Raw genomic sequence first — 22,220 nt, forward strand, 5'->3', positions numbered from 1 at the left:
GGTGAGTCTGTTAGAACTGGCTCACACCGACGTTGGCGGCAGTGATGAGCAGTGCGATCGAGCCGATGAGGATGAAGATCCCCACGACGAAGCCGAGGTAACCGACAATCAGACCACCGAGGGCGAGGCCGTAGCCCTTTTCGCCGGTCTTCTTGATCTGGCTCAGGGCGATGTGGCCGGTGATGATGCCCACGATCGAGATCGCGAGGATCGACGTGACCAGGGAGATGATCGACAGAACGTTGTACTTGTCCTGCGGGTTCTGCTGGCCATACGGGTTCTGACCGTTCGCGGGATTCTGACCATACGCGGGAGCCTGGCCGTGAGCGGGAGGCTGGGTACCCGCCGCCGGGTAGCTCGGATAGGCGGGCGCGGCGGGGGGCACGCTGGCAGTGGCCGGATTCGAGTTCGTCGGGCCGCTGTTCGTCGGTTCGACGGGGGGCTGGGTGGGATCAGACATCTGCGGTCTCCTTCATAATTTCGTTCGGTGGTCGCCCTGCCAGATTATCCCGTTAGCGGGTACCCGGCGACTGGGCGTTGCTCAAGCCTGGATCTCCCCGACCGGCAGGGTGGAATCGGCGCCGAATTCGAGGGTCGAGGGCTCATGCCCGGCCATGATGAGTTGCGCGCCGAGGGCGGCGATCATGGCGCCGTTGTCGGTGCAGAGCGAGAGCGGCGGGATGCGCAGGACAACGCCGGCAGCATCCGTTCTCTCGGTGGCGACCTGGCGCAGTCGAGCGTTGGCGATGACACCGCCGCCGAGCAGCAGCCGCGGCACGTCGTGGTCGGCGCACGCGGCGAGGGCCTTGGTGAGCAGAATGTCGACCACCGCCTCGCGAAAGCTCGCCGCGACGTCAGCTGTCGGCACGGGCTCGCCGGCGTCCTGGCGCTGTTCGACGAAGCGGGCGACCGAAGTCTTGAGGCCAGAGAATGAGAAGTCGTAGCGGTGCGCGGCCATGTCCTTGGGCTGGCTGAGTCCGCGCGGAAAGCGGATGGCCTTCGGGTTGCCGAGGGCTGCGACCCGGTCGATCTGCGGCCCGCCGGGGTAGGGCAGCGAGAGCAGCCGGGCGACCTTGTCGAAGGCCTCCCCGGCGGCGTCGTCGATGGTCTCACCGAGCAGCTCGACGTCGCTGACCAGATCACGCACGAGCAGCAGCGAGGTGTGCCCGCCCGACACGAGCAGCGCGATCGTCGGGTACTCGAGTGGCTCGGTGTCGTTGGTGTTGGTAGCGCCGCGCAGCAGGTCGGCACCGACGTGGCCGACCAGGTGGTTGACCGCGTAAATCGGTTTGTCGAGGGCGACGGCGAGCGCCTTGGCGGCGCCGACCCCGACCATGAGAGCTCCGGAGAGCCCCGGACCGCAGGTGACGGCGATGGCATCGAGATCACTCAAGCGGATGCCGGCCTCGGCGACGGCCGCGTCAATGGCCGGCACGAGCTCATCAAGGTGGGCTCGCGCGGCAATTTCGGGTACGACGCCGCCGTAGCGGGCGTGTTCGTCCATCGAGCTCGCGATGGTGTTGGAGAGCAGAGTGGTTCCGCGCACGATGCCGATGCCGGTCTCGTCGCAGGAGGTCTCGATGCCGAGTACGAGCGGTTCTGATCGATTCAGGGCGGTGCGGTTCATGGTCGTCACGGATTCTCCGCGGAGGTGGGCACGGCTGATTCTGGGACGGTGAGCATAGATTCCAATTCTGGAATATTCAGGCGCATGACGATGGCGTCAACGTTGTCGGGCTGGTAGTAGCCGCGGCGCACGCCGACCTCCACGAATCCGAGCCGATCGTAGAGACGCTGGGCGCTGGGGTTGTCGGCGCGCACTTCGAGAAACACCAGCCGGGCGCCGCGTTTGCGGGCCTCGGAGATGAGGGCCTGCATCAGGGTGTGTCCGAGGCCGTGGCCGCGGGCCGAGTCGGCGACGGCAATGGTCTGAATGTCGCCCTCGGTGGCTCCCTGCGGAGCGAGCAGTCCGGCGTAGGCCTCGATGTTATCCGGGTCGTCCGGGGGAAAAGCAACAAGGTAATAGCAGGCGGGGTCGCCGAGATCCCTTGCCATCATCGGCGGTGACCAGGCATCGTTTTCAAAGATACTGGTTTCGAGGTGCATGATCGCCGCGAGGTCTGCCTCGTGCGCACGGCGCAGCTGCCACGTCATCGGCTGACCCGCTTGGGTCCATTCGAGAGCGTGACGTCGGGTGAGCGCAGGTACAGCGGCTCGTTCGCAGCGAACGGGCGCCGATGGGCATAGTTGAGTTCGGCGACCAGGCCGAGTTCCCCGGCCGACACCGTGGCGGCGTCGAGGCGCGGCCAGAGCGCGTGCCGCCAGGCTGGCTCGTCGAGTTCGGCTGGTTTGGCGAGTCCGGGTGGGCCGACGCGCACGGGCAGGCCGACGGCATCCGCTTCGCTGTAAGCACTCCAGTAGATTTCGCGGCGGCGAGCGTCGGTGACGACGACGAGCGGGCCGGTGTGGCCGCGACGGTAGTGGCCGTAGGCGATGGCGTCGTGGCTGATCACCGGCACGAGCGGCTTGCCGGCGCCGAGGGCGAACACACGCGCCGAGGCGATGCCGACGCGCAGGCCGGTGAACGGGCCCGGGCCCATGCCGCCGACCACGCCGGAGAGATCCGCCGGGGTGATCTTCGCGTCAAGGAGGCAGTCGAGAATGAACGGGCCGACGATTTCGGCATGGCGCATGGTGTCAGCCTCGCCGCGTTCGGCGATAATCCCGCGGTCAAGGTCGACCACGGCGACACTCGTGCCGGCAGAGGTATCGATGGCAAGTAGCACCCGCTCAGCCTAGCTTTGATGCGGCAGGCGCTGCGCGCGTCGGCCGCTGCGGCTGGAGGGTCACATCATCCGTCGAAAGGACGAGAATCAGCGACCGAGGGAACGGTAGCGGGCCAAGCGACGCGGAAGTAGCTCGTCAACGGGCACCGTGGACAGCGAGGACAGCTCGTATTCGATGGCTTCAGCCAGCCGCTGGCAGAACGCCCGTCCCTCGTCGGCGGCGTCGGGGCGCTCGTCCACGATGTGGTCGACGATCCGATTGGCGTACAGCGAGGCCACGTTCACGCCCTGAGCCTCCGACATGGCCGGTGCGAACTCGGTGTTGTGGTGCACGATGGCACTTGCCCCTTCGGGAGGAAGCGGCGACAGCCAGGAGTGCTGGGCGGCGATCGTACGGTCGGCGGGCAGCAGCGCGAGCGCCCCGCCGCCGGCACCCTGTCCGAGCAGCACGGACACGGTTGCCGACCGCAGGCCGATCAGCTCGTGCAAAGAGCGGGCGATTTCCCCGGCCATGCCGCCCTCCTCGGCCTCCTTCGACAGCGCGGCCCCGGCGATGTCGATCACGGTGAGCAGCGGAAGCCCGAGTTCTTCCGCAAGGCGCATGCCGCGACGGGCCTCCCGCAGCGATCCGGGGCCCATCTTGGTGTCTTGCGAAGGCCGCGGCCGGATGTGCCCGAGCACGATGCAGCTCTGCTGCCCGAACCGTGCCATGGCGAGCATGAGCCCCGGGTCCTTCTCGCCCTCGCCCGTGCCGTTGAGCGGCAGCACGTCGTGCGCGCCGTAGGCGAGCAGCTGGCGCAGGTCTGGTCGCCGCGGGTTGCGCGAAATCTGAATGGATGCCCACGCGCCGCTCGCTGCCGGCCGCACGTTCAGGGTCTCCGGTGCCGCCACCGGCATGGAGGCCCGGTCGGTGAGAATTGTGAGGGCGCGGTGCACGATCTCCGGCAGCTGCTCCGGCGGCACAACGGCGTCGATCAGCCCTTGGTTGAACAGGTTTTCGGAGACCTGCACGTTTTCCGGAAATTTCTTACCGTACAGCGCCTCAAAGACCCGCGGGCCGAGAAACCCGAGCAGCGCGCCCGGCTCGGCCACCGTCACGTGCCCGAGTGAGCCCCAGGAGGCCATCACCCCGCCCGTGGTGGGGTGCCGCAGGTACACCAGATACGGATGCCCCGCCTCGCGGTGCGCGCGCACCGCGGCGGTGATCTTCACCATCGACAAAAAGGCCAACGTGCCCTCCTGCATGCGGGTACCGCCGGATGCCGGTCCAGCCAGGACCGGCAACCCCTCGCGTGTGGCCCGTTCGATCGCGTCCACAATCCGGTCAGCAGCAGAAAGCCCGATCGATCCGGCAAGAAACCCGAACTCGCTCACGACGATCGCCACCCGGCGACCGTGGATCAGCCCCTCGCCGGTGAGCACCGCCTCGTCGGTGCCGCTCTTCGCTCGTGCCTTCACGAGGTCGGCCCGGTACGCCTCGTTCGGGTCGGGGTCGACCACGGGCTGATCCCAGCTCGTAAAGGACCCGTTATCGAGCACCACGTCGATGAGCTCCGTGGCGTTGAGGTGGCGAGTTGCGAGCGCGGGTTGAGAAATCAAAGTGAGATACCTTCCAGTGAACGGTTGAGCCAGGTGCGAATGTCGTTGCCGTGCTGATCGAGCACGGGCGGAGCGGAGTGCATCGTGTTCGTTGTCTCGACCGTATCGGCGGGTCCGAAGAACCGAAGCGGAGGCCCGGGGAGGCTGATCCGGCCGAGCACCTCGTGTTCAACATCGATCAGCAGCCCCTGCGAGAGCACCTGATCCCATTGATAGACCTCATCCAGGGAACGCACCTTGCCGGCCGGGATTCCGGCGTCGGTCAGTTTCTTCAGCAGAGTCACGGCATCGAAGTTGGCGAAGGCATCCGCTATGGCAGCCTTGAGGCCCTCCCGATTGCGCACGCGGTGCGCGTTGGTGGCCCACTCGGATTGCGCAGCATCGAGGCCGAACTCGGCTGCGAAGGTGGCCCAGAGTTTCTCACTGCCGATGCTGATCTGCACGCTGCCGCCGCGGCAGGGAAAGAGCCCGTAGGGAGCGATCGACGGATGGTGGTTGCCCTGGGCCTCCGGCACCTCGCCGGCCACCGTGGCGCGGGTGCCCTGGAAGGCATGCACTCCCACCAGTGCGGCGAGCAGCGAGGTGCGCACAATCTGTCCCTGACCGGTGCGCTCGCGCTGAAGCAGCGCGGCGAGCAGCCCGAACGCGCCATACATGCCCGAGAGCAGATCGGCGATCGGCACGCCCACACGCTGAGGGTCGTCGGGGGCGGAGCCGGTGAGGGACATCAGGCCGGCTTCGCCCTGCAGAATCTGGTCGTAGCCGCTTCGACTGGATTCCGGGCCGTCGTGGCCGAAACCGGTGATCGAGAGAATCACCAACGCCGGGTTGAGAGCGTGCATCGCCTCGGGCGAGAATCCGAGCCGGTCGAGCACCCCTGGACGAAAATTCTCCACCACAACGTCCGCGCGCAGCAGCAGCTCGCTGAGCACCTCCCGGCCGTCGTCACTCTTCAGATCGAGGGCGATGGATTCTTTATTGCGGTTGCACGAGAGAAAGTACGTGGATTGCGGATCGTTCGCGGGGCCCACAAAGGGCGGGCCCCAGCCACGGGTATCGTCTCCCGTGCCTGGATTCTCCACCTTGATCACGCGTGCGCCGAGGTCGGCGAGCATCATGCTCGCGTGCGGACCGGCGAGCGCGCGGCTGAGGTCCACAACGAGGTAGCCCGCGAGGGGACCCTGCCGGTCGGCTTCAGAACGGGTGTCGGTTTCGGTACTCATGATCGGTCCTTTCTCGAGGTGCGTGGGGTCGGTGACGGGTTACAGCCACCCGGGCAGCACGAGCACCGCCCAGGCGATGGCCGGCCCGGCCACGACGACGATTCCGCTGTAGGCGAGGATCTGCTTGTAGAAGCGGTCCTTGTCCACGTCATCCGGGGCGTTGGCGAGCACGAGCGCGCCATTGGTCGAGAACGGCGACACGTCCACGATGGTCGATGCGACGGCGAGCGCGCAGATCACGCCGATGGCGCTGATCTCCCCGGTCGCGAGGAACGGCACGGCGAGCGGAATCAGCGCGGCCAGAATGGCCGTTGACGAGGCGAAGGCCGAGACGACGGCACCGATGTAGCAGATCAAGAGTGCGGCAAGCAGGGGCATGCCGAGGTTGGCCACCGCTTCCGACACGTATTCGATGGTGCCGGCCTCTTCGAGAACACCGACGAAGGTGAGCATGCCGCAGATGAGCAGCACGGTCGACCAGCTGATCTTGTTGACCGCGCCCTTCTGCGCCGCAGGCGAGACGAGGGCGAGGATGACGGCGATGGTGATCGCAACGAAGCCCACGTCAACCTTGAAGCCGAGCGCGATCACGGCGAGGGCGATGAGGCCGGCCACCGTCACAAGCTGCGGGATGCGCTCTCCGCGGGTGGCCGTGGCCTGCAGTCCGTCGCCCGCGGGGTCGCGGGGGCCGTAGATGCCGGAGCCGAAGCCCTTGAACGCCACATCACCGCCGGCGCGCGCACCGACACTCACGGCCATGCGCGCTTCGGCGGCTTGCTCCACGAAATGTCCGACCCGGCTCGACATCAGGTTTCGGCCACCGAGCACAATGAACAGCACGACGGCGATCAGAAAGTTGAAGATGAGGCTCGACAGAAACACCGCTGTCGGGCTCGCATCGAGCCCGGTGGTCGAGATGAGGCTGTTCACGATCACGCCGTAGACGGCGATCGGCGAGAATCCGCCGCCCTGCGCGCCGTGGATCACCATCATGCCCATCAGCAGCGGGCTGATCTTGTACTTGCGGGCAAAGCCGAGCGCGATCGGCGCCACGATGGCCACCGCGGCCGGGGACAGCGCACCGACGGCCGTGATCACGGCGGTGATCACGAACATCACCCAGGGAATGAGGGCCACCCGACCGCCGACGAGCCGCACTGCACCGCGCACCAGCAGGTCGATCGTGCCGTTGCCCTGCGCAATTGCGAACAGGTACGTAACGCCGACGAGCGTGAGGAACAGCCCGCCCGGGAAGTTGGCGAGAATATCGGTGGTCTCCATGCCGAGGAAGATAGCACCGAGCAGAAAGGCACCCACGAAGGCCAGCGCACCCATGTTGACGGGCAAAAGCGTGGCGATCAGAAACATCACCGCCAGGATGATGATTGAGATAACGGGAGCGGACATCGTTGTTCCTCCATAGGTTCAGATGAGAGTGGGCTATTGGCTCACTGGACTAGCCTCCTAGACAGTAGGTGACTTTGTCAAGAGCCGTGTAAAGTTGGGCTGAGGGATCTTAGGGAGGCAGACATGACGAGGGACGCAATACCCCAGCCGCTTACGCGCGTCACGAAACCACGCCTTTACGAACAGCTCGTGGCCCAGCTTCTCGCCTACATCGAGTCCGCCCACCTCGGCCCCGGTGACCTGTTACCCGCCGAACGCGAGCTCGCGGAACGGCTCGGTGTCTCCCGCGCCACCCTCGCCCAGGCCCTCGTGGCCCTCGAAGTGCTCGGTGTCATCGACGTTCAACACGGCACCGGCGCCGTTCTCGTCTACCGGCCGAGCATCGCAACGGTGATCAGTGGGCTCCGCGAACATCGCAACCGGCTCCCCGAGATCGTGGAAGCCCGCAGCACCCTGGAGGTGAAACTCGCCGAGCTCGCCGCGGAACGCCGAACGGATGCCGACCTGCTCGCGATCGAGGATGCGCTCCGAGTGATGGCCGAGGAAATCGCCGTCGGCGACCGCGGGTCGCACGGCGACGAGCTCTTCCACCAAGCCGTCACGACGGCTGCGCACTCCCCCGTGCTCGCCCAGCTGATGGCATTCATCGCCGAGATGATCCTCGAAACGCGGCTCGAGTCACTCGCCCAGCCGGGACGACCCGAGCAGTCCCTGGCGTCGCACCGAGCGATCACGGCGGCCATCCGCTCGCAGGATGCCGACGAGGCCGCGGCAAAGATGCTCGCACACATCGAACTCGTCTCGGACGTCGCGCTGCTGAAGTAGCAGCCTGGGGCTCAGCGCCGCGGTCGAAGTTGCCCGAAGTCGGTCGCATCCGCCCAGCGCAGCCCGTGACCGGTCAGGGTAACGGTGCGCGGTTCGTCGAGATCGTAATCCAGATCGATAACGGATACCGCGGCATCCGCTTCGCTGATGGCGTCAGACCGGCCCTGCGGTCGCTCGATTTCAATGTCGAGCCAGGACTCGGTGATGCCGTCGAGCAGGCCGCGACCCCATTCAACGACCACGATGGAGTGGGCGAAGTCGATGTCGAGGTCGTCGAGCTCCATGGCGCTGTTCAGGCGGTAGGCGTCGACGTGCACGAACGGTGGGCCACCAACCAGGCTCGGATGCGTACGCGCGAGCACGAAGGTCGGGCTGGTTACGGCGCCACGCACCTGCAGCCCCTCGCCGAGGCCGCGGGTGAGGGTGGTCTTGCCCGCGCCGAGCGGCCCGGTGAGCACGATCAGGTCGCCGGCCCGCAGCGTGGCAGCGAGTCCGATACCGAAACGGTGCATCGCGGCGGCATCGGGGATGGTTCGCCGCAGTTCAGACCGACCCGACTCAGCCATGGATGTGCAGCCGGGGCACCCGGTGTCCGATGCGGGTGACGATCTCGTAGTTGATCGTGCCGGCGGCGTCGGCCCAGTCGGTCGCGCTCGGCGCTCCCGTGGCCGGGTCTCCGAACAGCACGACGGTATCGCCCACGGCGACGCCTGGATTGTCGGCTCCGAGATTGACCACGAACTGGTCCATCGCGACCCGACCAACCAGCGGGTAGGTCGCGCCGTGAATCTGCACGAGCGCACTATCGGAGGCCTGCCGCGGAATTCCGTCGGCGTAGCCGAGCGGCACGAGCACGAGCGTGGAGTCTTCCGGCGCCCGCCAGAGATAGTCGTAGGAAACGCCGGCGCCCGCGGCGACCCGGCGCACCAGGGCGACCCGGCCGCGCAGGGTCATGGCCGGCACCAGGCCGAGGTCGGCGCTGCTGGCATCATCAAACGGCGACAGCCCGTACAGGGTGATGCCCAAACGAACCATCGAAAAGCGCGCGGCTGGCAGCCGCAGTGCCGCCGCGGAAGAGGCAAGGTGCACGAGGGTCGGGGCCAACCCGGCGGCACGCACTAAGGCGACACCGCGCTCGAAACACTCCAGCGCCTGCTGGTCGTCGATGGCTGAGGTGTTGGAGAGGTGGCTCATCACGCCGTCAACGCGCAGCAGCCCCACCTGCTCGAGGGCCGCGGCCAGCGCGAACACCTCGGCCCAGTCGTTCTCGTGCACACCGTTTCGACTCAGGCCGGTATCGAGTTTGAGATGAACGGATGCCGCCCTGCCGAGTTCCGCCGCTGCATCCGCTGCCCGTTGCAGTTGGCGTGCTGACGAGAGGCCGAGGGCGATGTCATCATCGATGGCGGCGCTGAAATCGGCGTCTGGATCGTGCAGCCAGGCCAGGATGGGCGCGTCGATTCCGGCGTCACGCAGCTGCAGGGCTTCGTCGATGTCGGCGACGCCGAGCCAGTCGGCGCCACCGGCGAGGGCGGCGCGGGCCACGGGCACGGCGCCATGACCGTAGGCGTTGGCCTTGACCACGGCCATGGCGTGAGGGGTGCCGACCAGCGCACGCAGGTGCGCCATATTGCTGCGGATCGCGGCGAGGTCGATCACGGCCTCGCGAAACCCGCTCACGACTCGGCCACGACGAAGGCGCAGGCCACGCCGGCGTCGTGCGTCATGGTGACGTGCACGCGGCTGATGCCGCGATCTTTCAGCGCTTGCAGGGCCGCCCCGCTGAGCTTGAATTCGGGGTTGCCGTGTGGGTCGTTCACGATTTCCATCTCCTGCCAGGTAGCCCCCGCACTGTCGCCGAGGGCCTTGATCAGAGCTTCCTTAGCGGCGAAACGCGCAGCGAGGGAATGTACCGGCAGACCGCGTTCGCTTTGGGCGAACAAGCGTGGTACCAGGCCCGGCGTGCGCGCGACCTGGCGGGTGAACCGCGCCAGGTCGACCACGTCGACCCCGATGCCCTTGATCACTGCGGGCTATTCGACCGTGACGGATTTCGCGAGGTTGCGCGGCTGGTCCACGTCGAGGCCCTTGGCGATGGCGAGCTCCATGGCGAACATTTGCAGCGGCACCACGGCCAGCAGCGGTTCGAACAGCGAAGGTGCGAGCGGAATGCGGATGACGGTGTCGGCAAACGGCAGCACGGCGGCGTCGCCGACCTCGGCGATGGCGATGATGCGGGCACCGCGGGCGCGGATCTCCTGAATGTTGGAGACGACCTTGGGGTGCAGGTGCGCGGAGCCGCGCGGGCTCGGCACCACGACGAACACCGGCTGGCCGGGCTCGATCAGCGCGATCGGACCGTGCTTGAGCTCACCGGCAGCGAAGCCCTCGGCATGGATGTAGGCGAGCTCCTTCAGCTTGAGTGCTCCCTCGAGCGCGATCGGAAACCCGACGTGGCGGCCGAGGAACAACACGGCGCGGGTGTCGCTCATCCAGCGGGCCAGCTGACGCACCTCGTCTTCGACCTGCAGAACGGTCTCGATTTTCGCCGGGATGGCCTGCAGCTCGGCGACCTGCGCGGCCTGCTCGGCCTCGGTGAGACTGCCGCGAACCCGGGCCAGGTGCAGCGCGAACAGGTAGAGCGCGGTGATCTGCGCGACGAAAGCCTTGGTCGACGCGACCGCGACCTCGGGGCCGGCGTGGGTGTAGATGACGGCATCACTCTCGCGCGGGATGGTCGCGCCCTGCGTGTTGCAGATCGAGATCGCCTTGGCGCCCCGCTCCATTGCGTACTTGACGGCCATGAGCGTGTCCATGGTTTCGCCGGACTGGCTGATCGAAACGACCAGAGTGTCGTCACTGAGGACCGGGTCGCGGTAACGGAACTCGTGGCTGAGCTCGACGTCGACGGGCACCTGCGCCCACTTTTCAATGGCGTATTTGGCGACCTGGCCAGCGTAGGCGGCGGTTCCGCAGGCGATGATGACGATCCGACGGATGCCGGCGAGCACGTCATCGCCGAATGCGCTCAGTTCGGGTACGACCACGTGGCCGTCGGCGATGCGGCCGCGCAGGGTGTTGGCGACGGCGTCCGGCTGCTCGGAGACCTCCTTGGCCATGAAGCTGGACCAGCCGCCCTTCTCCGACGCCGAGGCGTCCCAGGCGACATCGAACTCCTCGGTCTCGACCGGGTGACCATCGAAATCGGTGACGGTGACGGCATCCGCTGTGATGGTGACGATCTGGTCCTGGCCGATGGCGACGGCGCGACGGGTGTATTCCACAAAAGCGGCCACGTCGGAGCCGAGAAAGTTCTCGCCGTCGCCGAGCCCGATGACGAGCGGCGAGTTGCGGCGGGCGCCGACGACGACGCCGGGCTGGTCCTGGTGCACGGCCAGCAGCGTGAAGGCGCCGTCGAGGCGGGCAACGACGGTGCGAAAAGCCTCGGCCAGGTCGCCGACGCGCTGGTATTCGCGTCCGAGCAGCACAGCGGCCACTTCGGTGTCGGTTTCACTCAGTAAGGTGAAGCCCTCGGCGAGCAGTTCGTCACGCAGCGGGGCGAAGTTCTCGATGATGCCGTTGTGAATGAGGGCGAGCTTGTTATTGTCGCCGAGGTGCGGGTGCGCGTTTTCGTCGTTGGGGCCGCCGTGGGTGGCCCATCGGGTGTGACCGATGCCGGTCGCGCCGTCGTTGATCGGGTGGGCTTTGAGCTCGTTGGTGAGGGCCACGAGCTTGCCGGCCTTCTTGGCCGTATTGAGCACCCCGAACTCGTCAATCACGGCGATACCCGCGGAGTCGTAGCCGCGATATTCGAGCCGTCCGAGCCCTCCCATGAGTACGTCTACGGTCTTGTTGCTTCCGACATAACCTACGATTCCGCACATAGAAGTCGATTTTAGCCGGACTAAGCTTGGTGGAATGTCCGATCTGGTGCTGGCCCCTGTAATGAACGGCCACGGTACCCCCTTCGTGGAACTTGACCGAGCCGACTGGGCGGCCCTCGCGCCGACCACCCTGCTGCCGCTCAAAGAGACCGAGATTGTGCAGTTGCGCGGCCTCGGTGAGCCGCTCGACATCAACGAGGTGACGGATGTCTACCTTCCGTTAAGCAGGCTGCTCAATCTGTACGCGGCGAACGCTCGCAAACTGCATCGCGCGACCAGCGGGTTTCTCGGGCAGCGCGCCCGGCCCACTCCGTTTGTGATCGGCGTCGCCGGTTCGGTCGCCGTCGGCAAGTCGACCACCGCGCGGCTGCTGCGGGAGATGCTGGCCCGCTGGGACGACACTCCCCGGGTCGAGCTCGTCACGACCGACGGTTTTCTGTTTCCCAATGCGGAGTTGAACCGCCGGGGGCTGATGGAGCGCAAGGGGTTCCCGGAGTCCTACGATCGACGCGCCCTGCTGCGCTTTGTGAGCGCGGTCAAGAGCGGCGCCCCCGAGGTGCGGTCGCCGTTCTACTCGCACCTGAGCTACGACATCGTGCCCGACGCGCAGATCGTTGTGCGCCAGCCGGACATTCTCATTGTCGAGGGGCTCAATGTGTTGCAGCCGCCCGGGCCGGGCCACGGCCTGGCGGTGAGCGACCTGTTCGACTTCACGGTTTACGTGGATGCCCGCACCCAGGACATCGCCCGCTGGTACGAGGAACGTTTTCTCAAGCTGCAGCGCGGCGCGTTCGCGAACCCGAACTCGTTCTTTCACCGATACGCCGCCCTTACCGAGGACGAGGCCCGTGCCAAAGCGCGAAGTATCTGGACCAGCATCAACGAGCCCAACCTGCTGCAGAACATCCGTCCCACCCGATCGCGGGCGACACTCGTGCTGCGCAAGGACCCCACACACGCCGTCTCCAAGGTGCTGCTGCGCAAGGTCTGACCCGCGCTTCCGCGATTCCCCTGCGACCGGGCCCGGGCACGGAAACGGGGCCCATGATAGAACATGGGCCTGGTTTCCGGGCCCGGGCCCCGTCGGTAGGTAGGTAGGGCTAGAGGGCCAGGCGCTCGCGCACGACTTCGGCGAGGGAGTGCGCCAGGCGGTCGGCGGTCGGCTGGTCGGCGGCCTCCACCATGACCCGCACCATCGGTTCGGTGCCGGACGGGCGCAGCAGCACCCGACCGGTGTCGCCGAGTTCGGTCTCCGCGGCCACGACAGCGTCAGCAATAACCTGATCGGCAGCGAGGCCCTTGAGGTTCACTCCACGCACGTTGACCAGAATCTGCGGGTAGACCGTCATAACGGATGCGAGTTCGGCGAGCGTTTTACCGGTGCGCGCCATTTCGGCCACGAGGTGCAGCCCGGTGAGAATACCATCGCCGGTCGTGGCGAACTCGGTCATGATCACGTGGCCGCTCTGCTCACCGCCGAGCGAATACCCGTGGGCGTTGAGCTCTTCGAGCACGTACCGGTCACCGACCTTGGTCTGCACCATCGCGATGTCGTTGGCCGCCATCGCCTTGCGCAGACCGAGGTTGCTCATGACCGTCGCCACGAGCGTGCGGTCCTTGAGCACACCGCGCTCGGCCATCGACACGGCGAGGATCGCCATGATCTGGTCGCCGTCGACAATGTTGCCGTCGCGGTCCACTGCGAGGCAGCGGTCGGCGTCGCCGTCGTGGGCGATTCCGATGTCGGCACCGTGCTCGAGCACGGCGCGCGCCAGGTTGTCGAGGTGGGTCGACCCCACGCCATCGTTGATGTTGAGTCCGTCGGGGTCGGCGCCGATCACGGTGAGGCGAGCGCCGGCATCCGTGAACACCTGCGGCGAAACGCCAGCGGCAGCACCGTGGGCGCAATCGAGCACGACATGAATGCCGTCCAGGCGGTGCGGCAGGGTGCCGAGCAGGTGCACGACGTAGCGGTCTTCAGCGTCGGCGAAACGACGGATGCGTCCCACGTCGCCGGCGATCGGCATCAGGGTGTCGCGTCCAATGTAAGACTCGATGCGGTCCTCGACGTCGTCGGGAAGTTTGGTTCCGCCAAAGGCGAAGATCTTGATGCCGTTGTCTGGTGCCGCGTTGTGTGAGGCAGAAATCATCACACCGAAGTCGGCACCGATGTCGTTGATCAAGAATGCGGCGGCGGGCGTCGGAATGACTCCGGCATCGAGCACGTCGACACCACTGGAGGCCAGGCCGGCCGAGACGGCAGCCGTCAAGAATTCGCCGGAAATTCGCGGGTCGCGGGCGACCACAGCAACGGGGCGGCGGCCCTGTTCGAGGCGTGCTTGAGCACGACGCCCCTTGGTCAGCACTGCGGCGCTGGCCTGGGCAAGGCTCAGGGCCAGGCCCGCCGTGAGATCACGGTTGGCCAGGCCCCGAACGCCGTCCGTGCCGAACAGACGAGTCATATCGTCGTCGGCAATCGGATTAGCGCTTGCTGAACTGAGGTGCCTTGCGGGCCTTCTTGAGTCCGGCCTTCTTGCGCTCCTTGACTCGAGCGTCGCGGCTGAGGAAGCCGTTCTTCTTGAGGATGGCGCGGTTGTTCTCTTCGTCGATCAGGTTGAGGCAGCGGGCAATGCCGAGGCGAAGCGCGCCGGCCTGGCCGGACGGGCCACCACCGGTGATGCGGGCGATGACGTCGTACGAGCCGAGCAGGTCAAGAACCTTGAACGGGTCGTTGATCAGCTGCTGGTGCAGCTTGTTCGGGAAGTAGTCAGCGAACTCGCGGCCGTTGACAACGATCGTGCCGGAGCCGGGGACGATGCGCACGCGGGCGATGGCCTGCTTGCGACGGCCGACGGCTGCGCCGGGAACGTTGAGGACGGCGCGGGGCGCCTTGGTTACGGTTTCTGCCGGAGTCTCGGTGGAGTAGCTCTCCGGAGCCTGGTCAATCTGGTCTGCGATCTTCGCCACGATGATGGGAATCCTTTTTATCTAAGAGTCGAGAAGTCTGGTTGCCGGCGCTACTGCGCGACCTGGCTGAGGGTGTACGGCGTGGGCTGCTGAGCGGAGTGCGGGTGCTCGGAGCCGGCGTAAACCTTCAGGTGGGTGAGCTGGGTGCGACCGAGCGAGTTCTTCGGCAGCATGCCGCGAATCGCTTTTTCGACCGCACGGGTCGGGTGCTTCTCGAGCATCTCGGAGTAGTTCGTCGCCGTGAGTCCGCCCGGGTAACCGGAGTGTCGGTAAGCGATCTTCAGGTCGAGCTTCTTGCCGGTGAGGGCAACCTTCTCGGCGTTGATGATGATGACGAAGTCGCCACCGTCCATGTGCGGGGAGAAGGTGGCCTTGTGCTTGCCGCGCAGCAGGATTGCCGCGTGGCTGGCCAGACGTCCGAGGACGATATCGGTGGCATCGATGACTACCCAGTCGTGCTGGAGTTCGCTTGCCTTGGGGCTGTAAGTGCGCGTCACTAGTGTGCTGCTTTCTTCTTTTTTCGAACGGAGGTGTTCGTGAATCCCGCTCCGGGCGTGTTCTGTCAAGCAGAACACTGTCGATGGAGGGCTCACGTTCGGGTGCCGCGCTGCAACGCACAGACACCAAGGGTCAACACTAGTCTCAGAGTGCTGCGGACGCAACTTCGACGGGGCCGGGCAGCGAACGCCGGTTGCGGGTGGCGACGGCGCGCAGCGCCAGTTCGGCGTCTTCCGGGTAGCCGACGTCGATCAGGGTCAGACCGTGCGCCTGCATCACTTTGAACTCGCTGATGCGGTGTTTGTCGAAGTGCAGGTGCGCGAGGGTGCTGCCATCGAGCCGCCCCTCCCCCACGGCGACGCAGGCGCCGACCATGGCGCGCACCATGCTGTGGCAGAAGGCATCCGCTTTGATGGTGGCTACGATGAGGCCGTCGTCGTCGCGCCGCCAGCGAAAGTCCTGCACCGTGCGGATGGTTGTAGCGCCGGGTCGCGGCTTGCAATAGGCGGCGAAGTCGTGCAGGCCGACCAGGGTCGCCGCCGCCGCGTCCATTGCGGCGAGATCGAGTTTAAACGGATGCCACGTAGTGCGCAGTCGCTGCTGCGGGTCGTGCAGAGCGAGGGGGTCGGCGATTCGATACTCATAGCGGCGCCACATGGCGGAGAATCGCGCGTCGAAACCGCCGGGCACGACCGTGGCACGGCGCAGAACGATGTCGGGCTTGGTCACCAGGATGCCGCCGAGGCGGCGCAGCACGGCGGTGCCGAGGTCGACCGGCGGGCGGTTTCCGGTGCCGCGCTGAATGCGCACGAGGGAGTGTGCCTGCTCGGCGGTGAGGTCGAAGTGGGCGACCTGCCCGCGGGCGTGCACCCCGGCATCCGTTCGACCGGCGACGATCAGCGTGGGGTGCGGGGGAAAGCTCTGCAGGATGCCGGCGAGCCCGTTTTCGATGTCGGCCTGAACGGTGCGAAAGCCCGGCTGGCGGGCCCAGCCGGTGAAATCTGTGCCGTCGTAGGCGAGGTCAAGTCTGATGCGCGTGGACCCTGGCGCGGCATGGCCGGCGCGGGGTACGAAAAGATTCACGAGGGTAAGCCTAGGCGGCGCGTGCGGGTTATCGTTGAATCCGGCCCAGCGCATGACCCCCGTGCGCGTGGCACGTGAATGCTCGTCTTACCCATGACCCGCCCTGTCGCACCGTCTCCCATTGCCGGGAGGACTCCGTCGTCGACCGGCGCTGCCGTGCTCGAAGAACCCGTGATCGGGCCGCAAAACAGTCCGGCTCGGGCGGCCGCAGCGCCGCTCGAGCGCCGTGGCCGTCTCGCCGGCCTCGACGGCCTGCGCGCCCTCGCCGTGATCGCCGTCGTGCTCTACCATTTCTTTCCGGTGCTGCTGCCCGGAGGCTTCATCGGCGTCGACGTTTTCTTCGTGATCAGCGGTTTTCTAATCACGGGTCTGCTCGTCTCCGAGCACACCCGCACCGGGCGTATCTCGCTGCGCCGGTTCTGGCAGCGGCGGGCCCGGCGCCTGGTTCCGCCGCTGGTTCCGGTGATTCTGATCAGCTGCACCGTGGCATTTTTGATCGGCGGCGATGTTCTCGTCGGCCTCGGCGCTCAGCTGCTGGGGGCCACGACCTTCGGCTACAACTGGGTGTCGATCGCGACGGACAACAGCTACTTCAGCGTGAACGAGCCCGAGCTGCTGCGCAACCTCTGGTCGCTCGCCGTCGAGGAACAGTTCTACCTGGTCTGGCCGCTCATGCTGCTGGCCGTGCTACTCCTTCGCCGCCCGCGTCTGCGGCTGGCCATCGTCACCGCACTGTTCGTCGCCTCAGCGATCTGGATGGGTGTGCTGTATCAGCCCGGCGCCGACCCGACCCGGGTCTACTACGGCTCGGACACGCACAGTTTCGGGCTGTTCGCCGGGGCGGCCCTCGCGCTGCTGCTGCGCCGTCCGAGCGGGCACCGCAACGAGCTGCCCCGACTGCGGCCCTGGCTCGGCGCGGCCGCAGTCACGGCGATCATCGCGTTCGCCATCTGGCTGCCCGAGGACGGCAGCGCAACCTACCGCGGCGGCCTGGTCGCGGTGAGCCTGGCCACAGCCGTCGCCATCTGGGCCGGTGTGCGTGGCGGCCGCTTCGGCCAGCTGCTCGACCGGGCGCCGCTGCGTTACCTCGGCGAACGATCCTACGGAATCTACCTGTGGCACTGGCCGCTGCTCGTCCTGGTGCAGCTGCTCTGGCCGACCGGCGGCCTGCTGCCGATCGGGCTGCTCGCCACAGGGATCACGCTGGCCTGCGCGGGCCTGTCGTACCGCTGGTTGGAGCAGCCGATCCGGCGGATCGGCCTGCGCGGCAGCATCCGTTTGATTGGCACGCTCCTGACTGGCCCCGCGCAGCGACGCCGCCTGGTCGCGGCCGCCGCAGCCCTCTCGCTTCTGCTGATCGGCGGCACCACGGCCGCCGTCCTGACCGCCCCCGCCCAGACCTCGGCGCAGTTGCGCATCGAACGCGGCCAACGGGCAGTGAATGCGGCGGCGCGCGCCGCCGCGCAGGCTGCGGCCGCCGAGGCGGCCCGCCACGCCACGGCGACCCCGGCCCCAGCCGAGGGACTGATCACCGCCGTCGGAGACTCGGTCATGCTCGCCTCTGCCCCGGAATTGCAGGAGACCCTCACGGGCATCACGATCGATGCTTCGGTGTCACGCGGGATGTATTCCGCAGACGACATATTGCTGGCGCTCAAGGCTGCCGGCCAGTTGCATCCGGTGGTCGTGATCGGTCTCGGCACCAACGGCCCGATCTCGGCGAGCGAGCTCGTGTCCATTCTGCGCATTCTCGGCCCGGACCGGCAGCTCGTGCTCGTGAACGCTTATGCCGACCGCGACTGGACCGACGGGGTCAATGCGACCCTGGCTGAGTTCGCAGCGGGCAATCGCCGGGTCGAGCTCGCCAACTGGCACGACACGATCGCCGGGCGCCTCGACCTGCTCGCCGGCGACCAGGTACATCCAGGCCCGAGCGGCGGGCAGCTCTACGCCGACCAGGTGCTGGCGGCGCTGGAACGCCTGGCCGCGCTGCCGCCGCTGGCCGACATGAGCTGGCTGCTGCGTGACGCCGACGCGCCCACGGCCCCACCGTACCGCTGAGGTCAGAACTCAAGGGTGTAGGCCATCTTGCGATGCGTGGGCACGAAACCCATGCCGGTGTACAGGCCGAGGGCTCCGGTGGGGCTCGCGGAGTCGACCGCGAGGGTCACTCGCTCGTGGCCGAGCGCCTGCCCGGCAGCCAGCTGGGCGGCCAGGAGGGATTGCGCGATGTGGCGGCCACGCCATCCGCTTAATACGCCGACCAGGTCGATATAGCTGCCGGTGAAGCCCTGGCTGGCCCAGACGTTCTCGTTGGCGGTCGACAGCACGAAGCCGACGACCTCGTCGCCGGCCCACGCGACGAACGAGAGGTCGGGGCGAAACCAGGTGCCGCCGACGAAGGCGTTCCAGTTCTCGTCACTCATTGGCTGGCTGGCCCAGTGGTCCATGAAGGCATCGTCGCGGGTTTTATGGACCGCTGCCGACAGATCGGCCGTATATGCCTCAATGCGAATGCCTTCGGCGGGCACGATCACCCGCACCGGGGCATCCAGTGCACGCTCGAGGGTGAGAAAGTAACGAGCGAGCGTCAGGCCAGCGTGCTCGAACAGCGCGGAGTTCTGCGGGGAACGTTCGTCGGCGTAGGTCAGGATCCAGCCGGGCAGTTGTTTGGTCGACGAAGCGAGCTGCTGCTTCGCCCGCGCCAGCTGCCAGGCCAGCAGCTGGCGGCCGATACCCCGGCCACGGAGCGACGGATGCACCCCGCCGATCGGCATCGAACGCACCAGGCTCACCTGACGCGGCGGAAACATGACCATGCCGACGGCAACGATGCGGCCGGCCACGTCGACGCCGACGAGCGAGTCTCGGTCAGCGTGAAAGTGGGAGTAGCCGAAGTCGGCGGCGATCGCGCCGCGGGCCGTGAGGTAGTTGGGGTGATCGACCTCGCCCATGGCCTGGCGCAGCTGCCAGATGCCGTCGATGTCGCTCTCAGTGGCCGCGCGCCACCCGGCGACGTCCGGGTGCGACGGAACCACCGGCGCCGGGGCATCCCCCACGCGTTCCGTCAACGGAGTCTCGTAATCAACCATCCCCCCACCCTATCTTTCGTCGAGAGCGCAAAAAAGGGGGGCCACTTTCGTGGGCCCCCCTTCGGTGGTGGTGCTACTTCTTGTCGGCCTCGGGCGCAGCGTCTTCGACGACTACGTCTTCAGCGACTACGTCTTCGACAACGACGTTCTCGGACCCGACGGGGGTCGCGGCAACGGTCGCGGTCTTGGAGCGCTTGACCTTGGGGGTCAGGGGCTCGAGAACGAGCTCCATCTGCACCATGGACGCGTTGTCACCCTTGCGGAAACCGAGCTTCGTGATGCGGGTGTAGCCGCCCTGACGCTCGTTGACCTGCGGGGCGATGACCGTGAACAGCTCGTGCACGACGGACTTGTCGGTGATCGTCGCGAGAACGCGACGACGGGCGTGCAGGTCGCCGCGCTTGGCGAACTGCACCATGCGCTCGGCGAGCGGACGCAGGCGCTTGGCACGGGTCTCGGTCGTCTTGATCGACTTGTGGGTGAACAGGGCCGCGGCCAGGTTCGCAAGCATGAGGCGCTCGTGCGCCGGGCCGCCACCGAGACGGGGGCCCTTTGTGGGCTTAGGCATTGGTAATCTCCAGTATCAAAAAATCGAAAGGCAGCGGGAAGCCGAGCCTTAGTTGGTCTCTTCTTCGTAGCCGCTGTAGAAGTGCGCGCCGTCGAATCCGGGAACCGAATCCTTCAGTGACAGGCCGAGCTCAACGAGCTTGTCCTTCACTTCGTCAACCGACTTCTGCCCGAAGTTGCGGATGTTCATCAGCTGGGTCTCCGACAGGGCGACCAGTTCGCTGACGTTGTTGATGCCTTCGCGCTTGAGGCAGTTGTACGAGCGCACCGACAGGTCGAGGTCTTCGATCGGAATCGAAAGCTCGGTCGAGAGCACAGCGTCAACCGGCGCTGGGCCGATCTCGATGCCCTCAGCTGCGGTGTTGAGCTCGCGGGCCAGGCCGAACAGCTCGGTCAGGGTGCGACCAGAGGATGCGATGGCGTCGCGCGGCGAGATGGCCGACTTGGTCTCCACGTCAACGACGAGGCGATCGAAGTCAGTGCGCTCTCCGGCACGAGTTGCCTCGACCCGATAGGTCACCTTGAGCACGGGCGAGTAGATCGAGTCGACCGGAATCTGGCCGGCTTCGGAGAACTCGTTGCGGTTCTGGGTGCTGGACACGTAACCACGGCCACGCTCAATGGTCAGTTCGAGTTCGAACTTCGCCTTGTCGTTGAGGGTTGCGATGACCAGTTCCGGGTTGTGCACCTCGACGCCGGCCGGAGCCGAAATGTCAGCGGCGGTAACCTGGCCGGCACCCTGCTTGCGCAGGTACGCGGTGATGGGCTCGTCGTGCTCGCTCGAGACGACGAGGCCCTTGATGTTCAGGATGATCTCGGTGACATCTTCCTTCACACCGGGGACGGTGCTGAACTCGTGCAGCACGCCATCGATACGGATGCTGGTTACAGCAGCGCCGGGAATCGAGGAGAGCAGAGTACGGCGAAGCGAGTTGCCGAGGGTGTAGCCGAAGCCAGGTTCGAGCGGCTCAATGATGAACCGTGAACGGAACTCCGAGATGTTCTCTTCGGTGAGCGTTGGACGCTGTGCAATAAGCACTGTTGATTCCTTTCGGCTAAGTGTCCGCTATATGACACTTGCAATGACGAGAGTGTGAAAAGTTGAAAGAAAAGAGTCCCGATGGGGCTCGGCGCCATTCAAGTGCCGAGCCCGTCGAGATGACAGCGAGTGCTTTAGACGCGGCGGCGCTTGGGCGGACGGCATCCGTTGTGAGCCTGGGGCGTCACGTCGTTGATCGATCCGACCTCGAGGCCAGCGGCCTGCAGCGAACGGATCGCGGTCTCGCGGCCTGAGCCGGGTCCCTTGACGAAGACGTCAACCTTCTTCATGCCGTGTTCCTGCGCCTGGCGGGCGGCCGATTCGGCGGCCAGCTGTGCGGCGAAGGGGGTCGACTTGCGCGAACCCTTGAAACCAACCTGGCCCGAAGAGGCCCAGCTGATGACGGCACCGGTCGTGTCGGTGATCGACACGATCGTGTTGTTGAAGGTGCTCTTGATGTGAGCCTGGCCCACAGCAATGTTCTTCTTTTCTTTCTTACGCGGCTTCCGTACGGCCGACTTGGGTTGTGCCATGAATTTCTCCTGAATCCTAAAGGCGTTAGCGGGCTAGGCCGAGGCCTAGCGCGCCTTCTTCTTGCCGGCTACGGTGCGCTTCGGGCCCTTGCGGGTGCGAGCGTTGGTCTTGGTGCGCTGACCGCGAACGGGCAGGCCCTTGCGGTGGCGGATGCCCTCGTAGCTGCCAATTTCAACCTTGCGGCGGATGTCAGCGGCAACCTCGCGGCGGAGGTCACCCTCAACCTTGAAGGTTCCCTCGACGTAGTCGCGGAGAAGGACGAGCTGGTCGTCGCTCAAATCCTTGACGCGGATGTTTCCGTCGATTCCAGTGTCGGCGAGGGTCTTGAGGGCCCTCGTACGGCCAACACCGTAAATGTATGTCAATGCAACTTCCACGCGCTTATCGCGCGGGATGTCGACGCCGGCTAGACGTGCCATTGTGTCTCCTGTTTAGTGATGGAGGTCTGTAACAGTTCCTGTACACCGGCCTCCAACCGATGGTGTCACCCCGAAGGGCTCCCGGAACTGCTATTTACTTATGCAGGTGAATCTCGAAGAGAGAGATTATCCCTGGCGCTGCTTGTGACGCGGGTTCTCGCAGATGACCATCACGTTGCCGTTGCGGCGGATGACCTTGCACTTGTCACAGATCTTTTTGACGCTGGGCTTGACCTTCATGGTGATTCCTTGTTTTTCGCTGTCTTCGTACCAACGGGATGCCGTCGGCCGTTACTT

General features: G+C 66.2%; 24 protein-coding genes. 3 read left to right on the top strand and 21 right to left on the bottom strand.

The window, feature by feature from the left end:
- Positions 1-10: 10 nt before the first annotated feature.
- From E3T43_RS04065 to E3T43_RS04095, 7 genes are all read right to left on the bottom strand, one after another.
- Complete coding sequence (locus E3T43_RS04065) at positions 11-460, bottom strand: DUF4190 domain-containing protein (RefSeq protein WP_134444712.1); 450 nt, start codon at positions 458-460, stop codon at positions 11-13.
- A gap of 81 nt (positions 461-541) precedes the next feature.
- A complete protein-coding gene (gene tsaD, locus E3T43_RS04070) occupies positions 542-1,627 on the bottom strand; it encodes a tRNA (adenosine(37)-N6)-threonylcarbamoyltransferase complex transferase subunit TsaD (RefSeq protein ID WP_134471562.1) in 1,086 nt (361 codons plus the stop codon).
- A 5-nt stretch (positions 1,628-1,632) separates the two neighbouring features.
- Entirely contained in the window at positions 1,633-2,154 is a 522-nt protein-coding gene (gene rimI, locus E3T43_RS04075) for a ribosomal protein S18-alanine N-acetyltransferase (protein ID WP_134471452.1), read from the bottom strand.
- Positions 2,151-2,786 carry a tRNA (adenosine(37)-N6)-threonylcarbamoyltransferase complex dimerization subunit type 1 TsaB gene (gene tsaB / locus E3T43_RS04080; protein WP_134471453.1) on the bottom strand — a complete coding sequence of 212 codons (636 nt, stop codon included), beginning with the start codon at positions 2,784-2,786 and terminating at the stop codon, positions 2,151-2,153. The genes rimI and tsaB overlap by 4 nt, the downstream gene beginning before the upstream one ends.
- 87 nt (positions 2,787-2,873) lie before the next feature.
- On the bottom strand, positions 2,874-4,385 hold the full coding sequence (locus E3T43_RS04085; protein WP_134471454.1) for a carboxyl transferase domain-containing protein: 1,512 nt from the start codon (positions 4,383-4,385) through the stop codon (positions 2,874-2,876).
- Positions 4,382-5,608: a CaiB/BaiF CoA-transferase family protein gene (locus E3T43_RS04090; RefSeq protein ID WP_134471455.1), complete on the bottom strand. Its 1,227-nt coding sequence runs from the start codon at positions 5,606-5,608 to the stop codon at positions 4,382-4,384. Before E3T43_RS04090 ends, E3T43_RS04085 begins: the two co-directional genes overlap by 4 nt.
- A gap of 39 nt (positions 5,609-5,647) precedes the next feature.
- Positions 5,648-7,015 (bottom strand): SLC13 family permease, encoded by a 1,368-nt coding sequence (locus tag E3T43_RS04095; RefSeq protein ID WP_134471456.1) that lies wholly within the window; start codon positions 7,013-7,015, stop codon positions 5,648-5,650.
- Positions 7,016-7,138: 123 nt separating this feature from the next.
- Here E3T43_RS04095 and E3T43_RS04100 point away from each other — a divergent pair, with 123 nt between their 5' ends.
- A complete protein-coding gene (locus E3T43_RS04100) occupies positions 7,139-7,840 on the top strand; it encodes a FadR/GntR family transcriptional regulator (protein WP_134471457.1) in 702 nt (233 codons plus the stop codon).
- An 11-nt stretch (positions 7,841-7,851) separates the two neighbouring features.
- Here the strand turns inward: E3T43_RS04100 and tsaE are convergent, their stop codons facing one another.
- Genes tsaE through glmS form a run of 4 tightly spaced genes read right to left on the bottom strand, consistent with a single transcriptional unit; the run spans position 7,852 to position 11,724 of the window.
- Entirely contained in the window at positions 7,852-8,406 is a 555-nt protein-coding gene (gene tsaE, locus E3T43_RS04105) for a tRNA (adenosine(37)-N6)-threonylcarbamoyltransferase complex ATPase subunit type 1 TsaE (protein WP_134471458.1), read from the bottom strand.
- The gene (gene alr / locus E3T43_RS04110) at positions 8,399-9,469 is read right to left on the bottom strand and encodes an alanine racemase (RefSeq protein ID WP_134471563.1); all 1,071 of its coding nucleotides are present in this window, start codon (positions 9,467-9,469) and stop codon (positions 8,399-8,401) included. The genes tsaE and alr overlap by 8 nt, the downstream gene beginning before the upstream one ends.
- A 47-nt stretch (positions 9,470-9,516) precedes the next feature.
- Entirely contained in the window at positions 9,517-9,867 is a 351-nt protein-coding gene (locus E3T43_RS04115) for a holo-ACP synthase (protein ID WP_134444698.1), read from the bottom strand.
- A gap of 6 nt (positions 9,868-9,873) precedes the next feature.
- Complete coding sequence (gene glmS, locus E3T43_RS04120; RefSeq protein ID WP_134471459.1) at positions 9,874-11,724, bottom strand: glutamine--fructose-6-phosphate transaminase (isomerizing); 1,851 nt, start codon at positions 11,722-11,724, stop codon at positions 9,874-9,876.
- Between the two features lie 34 nt (positions 11,725-11,758).
- On the opposite strand from glmS, the gene coaA reads away from it, so the two are divergent.
- On the top strand, positions 11,759-12,715 hold the full coding sequence (gene coaA, locus E3T43_RS04125) for a type I pantothenate kinase (RefSeq protein WP_134471460.1): 957 nt from the start codon (positions 11,759-11,761) through the stop codon (positions 12,713-12,715).
- Positions 12,716-12,824: 109 nt separating this feature from the next.
- Here coaA and glmM read toward each other — a convergent pair whose 3' ends face one another.
- The 4 genes from glmM to truA all read right to left on the bottom strand — a co-directional run bounded on the left by glmM (position 12,825) and on the right by truA (position 16,272).
- On the bottom strand, positions 12,825-14,186 hold the full coding sequence (glmM, locus tag E3T43_RS04130; RefSeq protein ID WP_134444693.1) for a phosphoglucosamine mutase: 1,362 nt from the start codon (positions 14,184-14,186) through the stop codon (positions 12,825-12,827).
- Positions 14,187-14,205: 19 nt separating this feature from the next.
- The gene (gene rpsI, locus E3T43_RS04135; RefSeq protein ID WP_092107287.1) at positions 14,206-14,691 is read right to left on the bottom strand and encodes a 30S ribosomal protein S9; all 486 of its coding nucleotides are present in this window, start codon (positions 14,689-14,691) and stop codon (positions 14,206-14,208) included.
- Positions 14,692-14,741: 50 nt separating this feature from the next.
- A complete protein-coding gene (rplM, locus tag E3T43_RS04140) occupies positions 14,742-15,188 on the bottom strand; it encodes a 50S ribosomal protein L13 (RefSeq protein WP_092449498.1) in 447 nt (148 codons plus the stop codon).
- 145 nt (positions 15,189-15,333) lie between these two features.
- Entirely contained in the window at positions 15,334-16,272 is a 939-nt protein-coding gene (truA, locus tag E3T43_RS04145) for a tRNA pseudouridine(38-40) synthase TruA (protein WP_241978802.1), read from the bottom strand.
- A gap of 93 nt (positions 16,273-16,365) precedes the next feature.
- On the opposite strand from truA, the gene E3T43_RS04150 reads away from it, so the two are divergent.
- On the top strand, positions 16,366-18,333 hold the full coding sequence (locus tag E3T43_RS04150; RefSeq protein WP_134471461.1) for an acyltransferase family protein: 1,968 nt from the start codon (positions 16,366-16,368) through the stop codon (positions 18,331-18,333).
- Positions 18,334-18,335: 2 nt separating this feature from the next.
- On the opposite strand, the gene E3T43_RS04155 is transcribed toward E3T43_RS04150, so the two are convergent.
- From E3T43_RS04155 to rpmJ, 6 genes are all read right to left on the bottom strand, one after another.
- Positions 18,336-19,364, bottom strand: coding sequence for a GNAT family N-acetyltransferase (locus tag E3T43_RS04155; protein ID WP_134471462.1), 1,029 nt, complete (start codon positions 19,362-19,364; stop codon positions 18,336-18,338).
- Positions 19,365-19,437: 73 nt separating this feature from the next.
- Positions 19,438-19,932, bottom strand: coding sequence for a 50S ribosomal protein L17 (rplQ, locus tag E3T43_RS04160; RefSeq protein ID WP_134471463.1), 495 nt, complete (start codon positions 19,930-19,932; stop codon positions 19,438-19,440).
- A gap of 48 nt (positions 19,933-19,980) precedes the next feature.
- A complete protein-coding gene (locus tag E3T43_RS04165; RefSeq protein WP_092339419.1) occupies positions 19,981-20,970 on the bottom strand; it encodes a DNA-directed RNA polymerase subunit alpha in 990 nt (329 codons plus the stop codon).
- Positions 20,971-21,104: 134 nt separating this feature from the next.
- A complete protein-coding gene (gene rpsK, locus E3T43_RS04170) occupies positions 21,105-21,503 on the bottom strand; it encodes a 30S ribosomal protein S11 (protein WP_035834641.1) in 399 nt (132 codons plus the stop codon).
- Positions 21,504-21,548: 45 nt separating this feature from the next.
- Complete coding sequence (gene rpsM, locus E3T43_RS04175; RefSeq protein ID WP_092449488.1) at positions 21,549-21,923, bottom strand: 30S ribosomal protein S13; 375 nt, start codon at positions 21,921-21,923, stop codon at positions 21,549-21,551.
- Positions 21,924-22,049: 126 nt separating this feature from the next.
- Positions 22,050-22,163 carry a 50S ribosomal protein L36 gene (rpmJ, locus tag E3T43_RS04180; RefSeq protein WP_035834639.1) on the bottom strand — a complete coding sequence of 38 codons (114 nt, stop codon included), beginning with the start codon at positions 22,161-22,163 and terminating at the stop codon, positions 22,050-22,052.
- Between the last annotated feature and the right edge of the window lie 57 nt (positions 22,164-22,220).

It is taken from the genome of Cryobacterium sp. Hh7 (genome assembly GCF_004403155.1).
GTDB classification, from domain to species: domain Bacteria; phylum Actinomycetota; class Actinomycetes; order Actinomycetales; family Microbacteriaceae; genus Cryobacterium; species Cryobacterium levicorallinum.

Coding starts and splice junctions, on each gene's coding strand:
- E3T43_RS04065 (WP_134444712.1), bottom strand. CDS start 460: ATGTCTGATCCCACCCAGCCCCCCGTCGAACCGACGAACAGCGGCCCG.
- tsaD (WP_134471562.1), bottom strand. CDS start 1,627: ATGAACCGCACCGCCCTGAATCGATCAGAACCGCTCGTACTCGGCATC.
- rimI (WP_134471452.1), bottom strand. CDS start 2,154: ATGACGTGGCAGCTGCGCCGTGCGCACGAGGCAGACCTCGCGGCGATC.
- E3T43_RS04090 (WP_134471455.1), bottom strand. CDS start 5,608: ATGAGTACCGAAACCGACACCCGTTCTGAAGCCGACCGGCAGGGTCCC.
- E3T43_RS04095 (WP_134471456.1), bottom strand. CDS start 7,015: ATGTCCGCTCCCGTTATCTCAATCATCATCCTGGCGGTGATGTTTCTG.
- E3T43_RS04100 (WP_134471457.1), top strand. CDS start 7,139: ATGACGAGGGACGCAATACCCCAGCCGCTTACGCGCGTCACGAAACCA.
- tsaE (WP_134471458.1), bottom strand. CDS start 8,406: ATGGCTGAGTCGGGTCGGTCTGAACTGCGGCGAACCATCCCCGATGCC.
- alr (WP_134471563.1), bottom strand. CDS start 9,469: ATGGCGCACCTGCGTGCGCTGGTCGGCACCCCTCACGCCATGGCCGTG.
- glmS (WP_134471459.1), bottom strand. CDS start 11,724: ATGTGCGGAATCGTAGGTTATGTCGGAAGCAACAAGACCGTAGACGTA.
- coaA (WP_134471460.1), top strand. CDS start 11,759: ATGTCCGATCTGGTGCTGGCCCCTGTAATGAACGGCCACGGTACCCCC.
- glmM (WP_134444693.1), bottom strand. CDS start 14,186: ATGACTCGTCTGTTCGGCACGGACGGCGTTCGGGGCCTGGCCAACCGT.
- E3T43_RS04150 (WP_134471461.1), top strand. CDS start 16,366: ATGACCCGCCCTGTCGCACCGTCTCCCATTGCCGGGAGGACTCCGTCG.
- E3T43_RS04155 (WP_134471462.1), bottom strand. CDS start 19,364: ATGGTTGATTACGAGACTCCGTTGACGGAACGCGTGGGGGATGCCCCG.
- rplQ (WP_134471463.1), bottom strand. CDS start 19,932: ATGCCTAAGCCCACAAAGGGCCCCCGTCTCGGTGGCGGCCCGGCGCAC.
- rpsK (WP_035834641.1), bottom strand. CDS start 21,503: ATGGCACAACCCAAGTCGGCCGTACGGAAGCCGCGTAAGAAAGAAAAG.
- rpsM (WP_092449488.1), bottom strand. CDS start 21,923: ATGGCACGTCTAGCCGGCGTCGACATCCCGCGCGATAAGCGCGTGGAA.
- rpmJ (WP_035834639.1), bottom strand. CDS start 22,163: ATGAAGGTCAAGCCCAGCGTCAAAAAGATCTGTGACAAGTGCAAGGTC.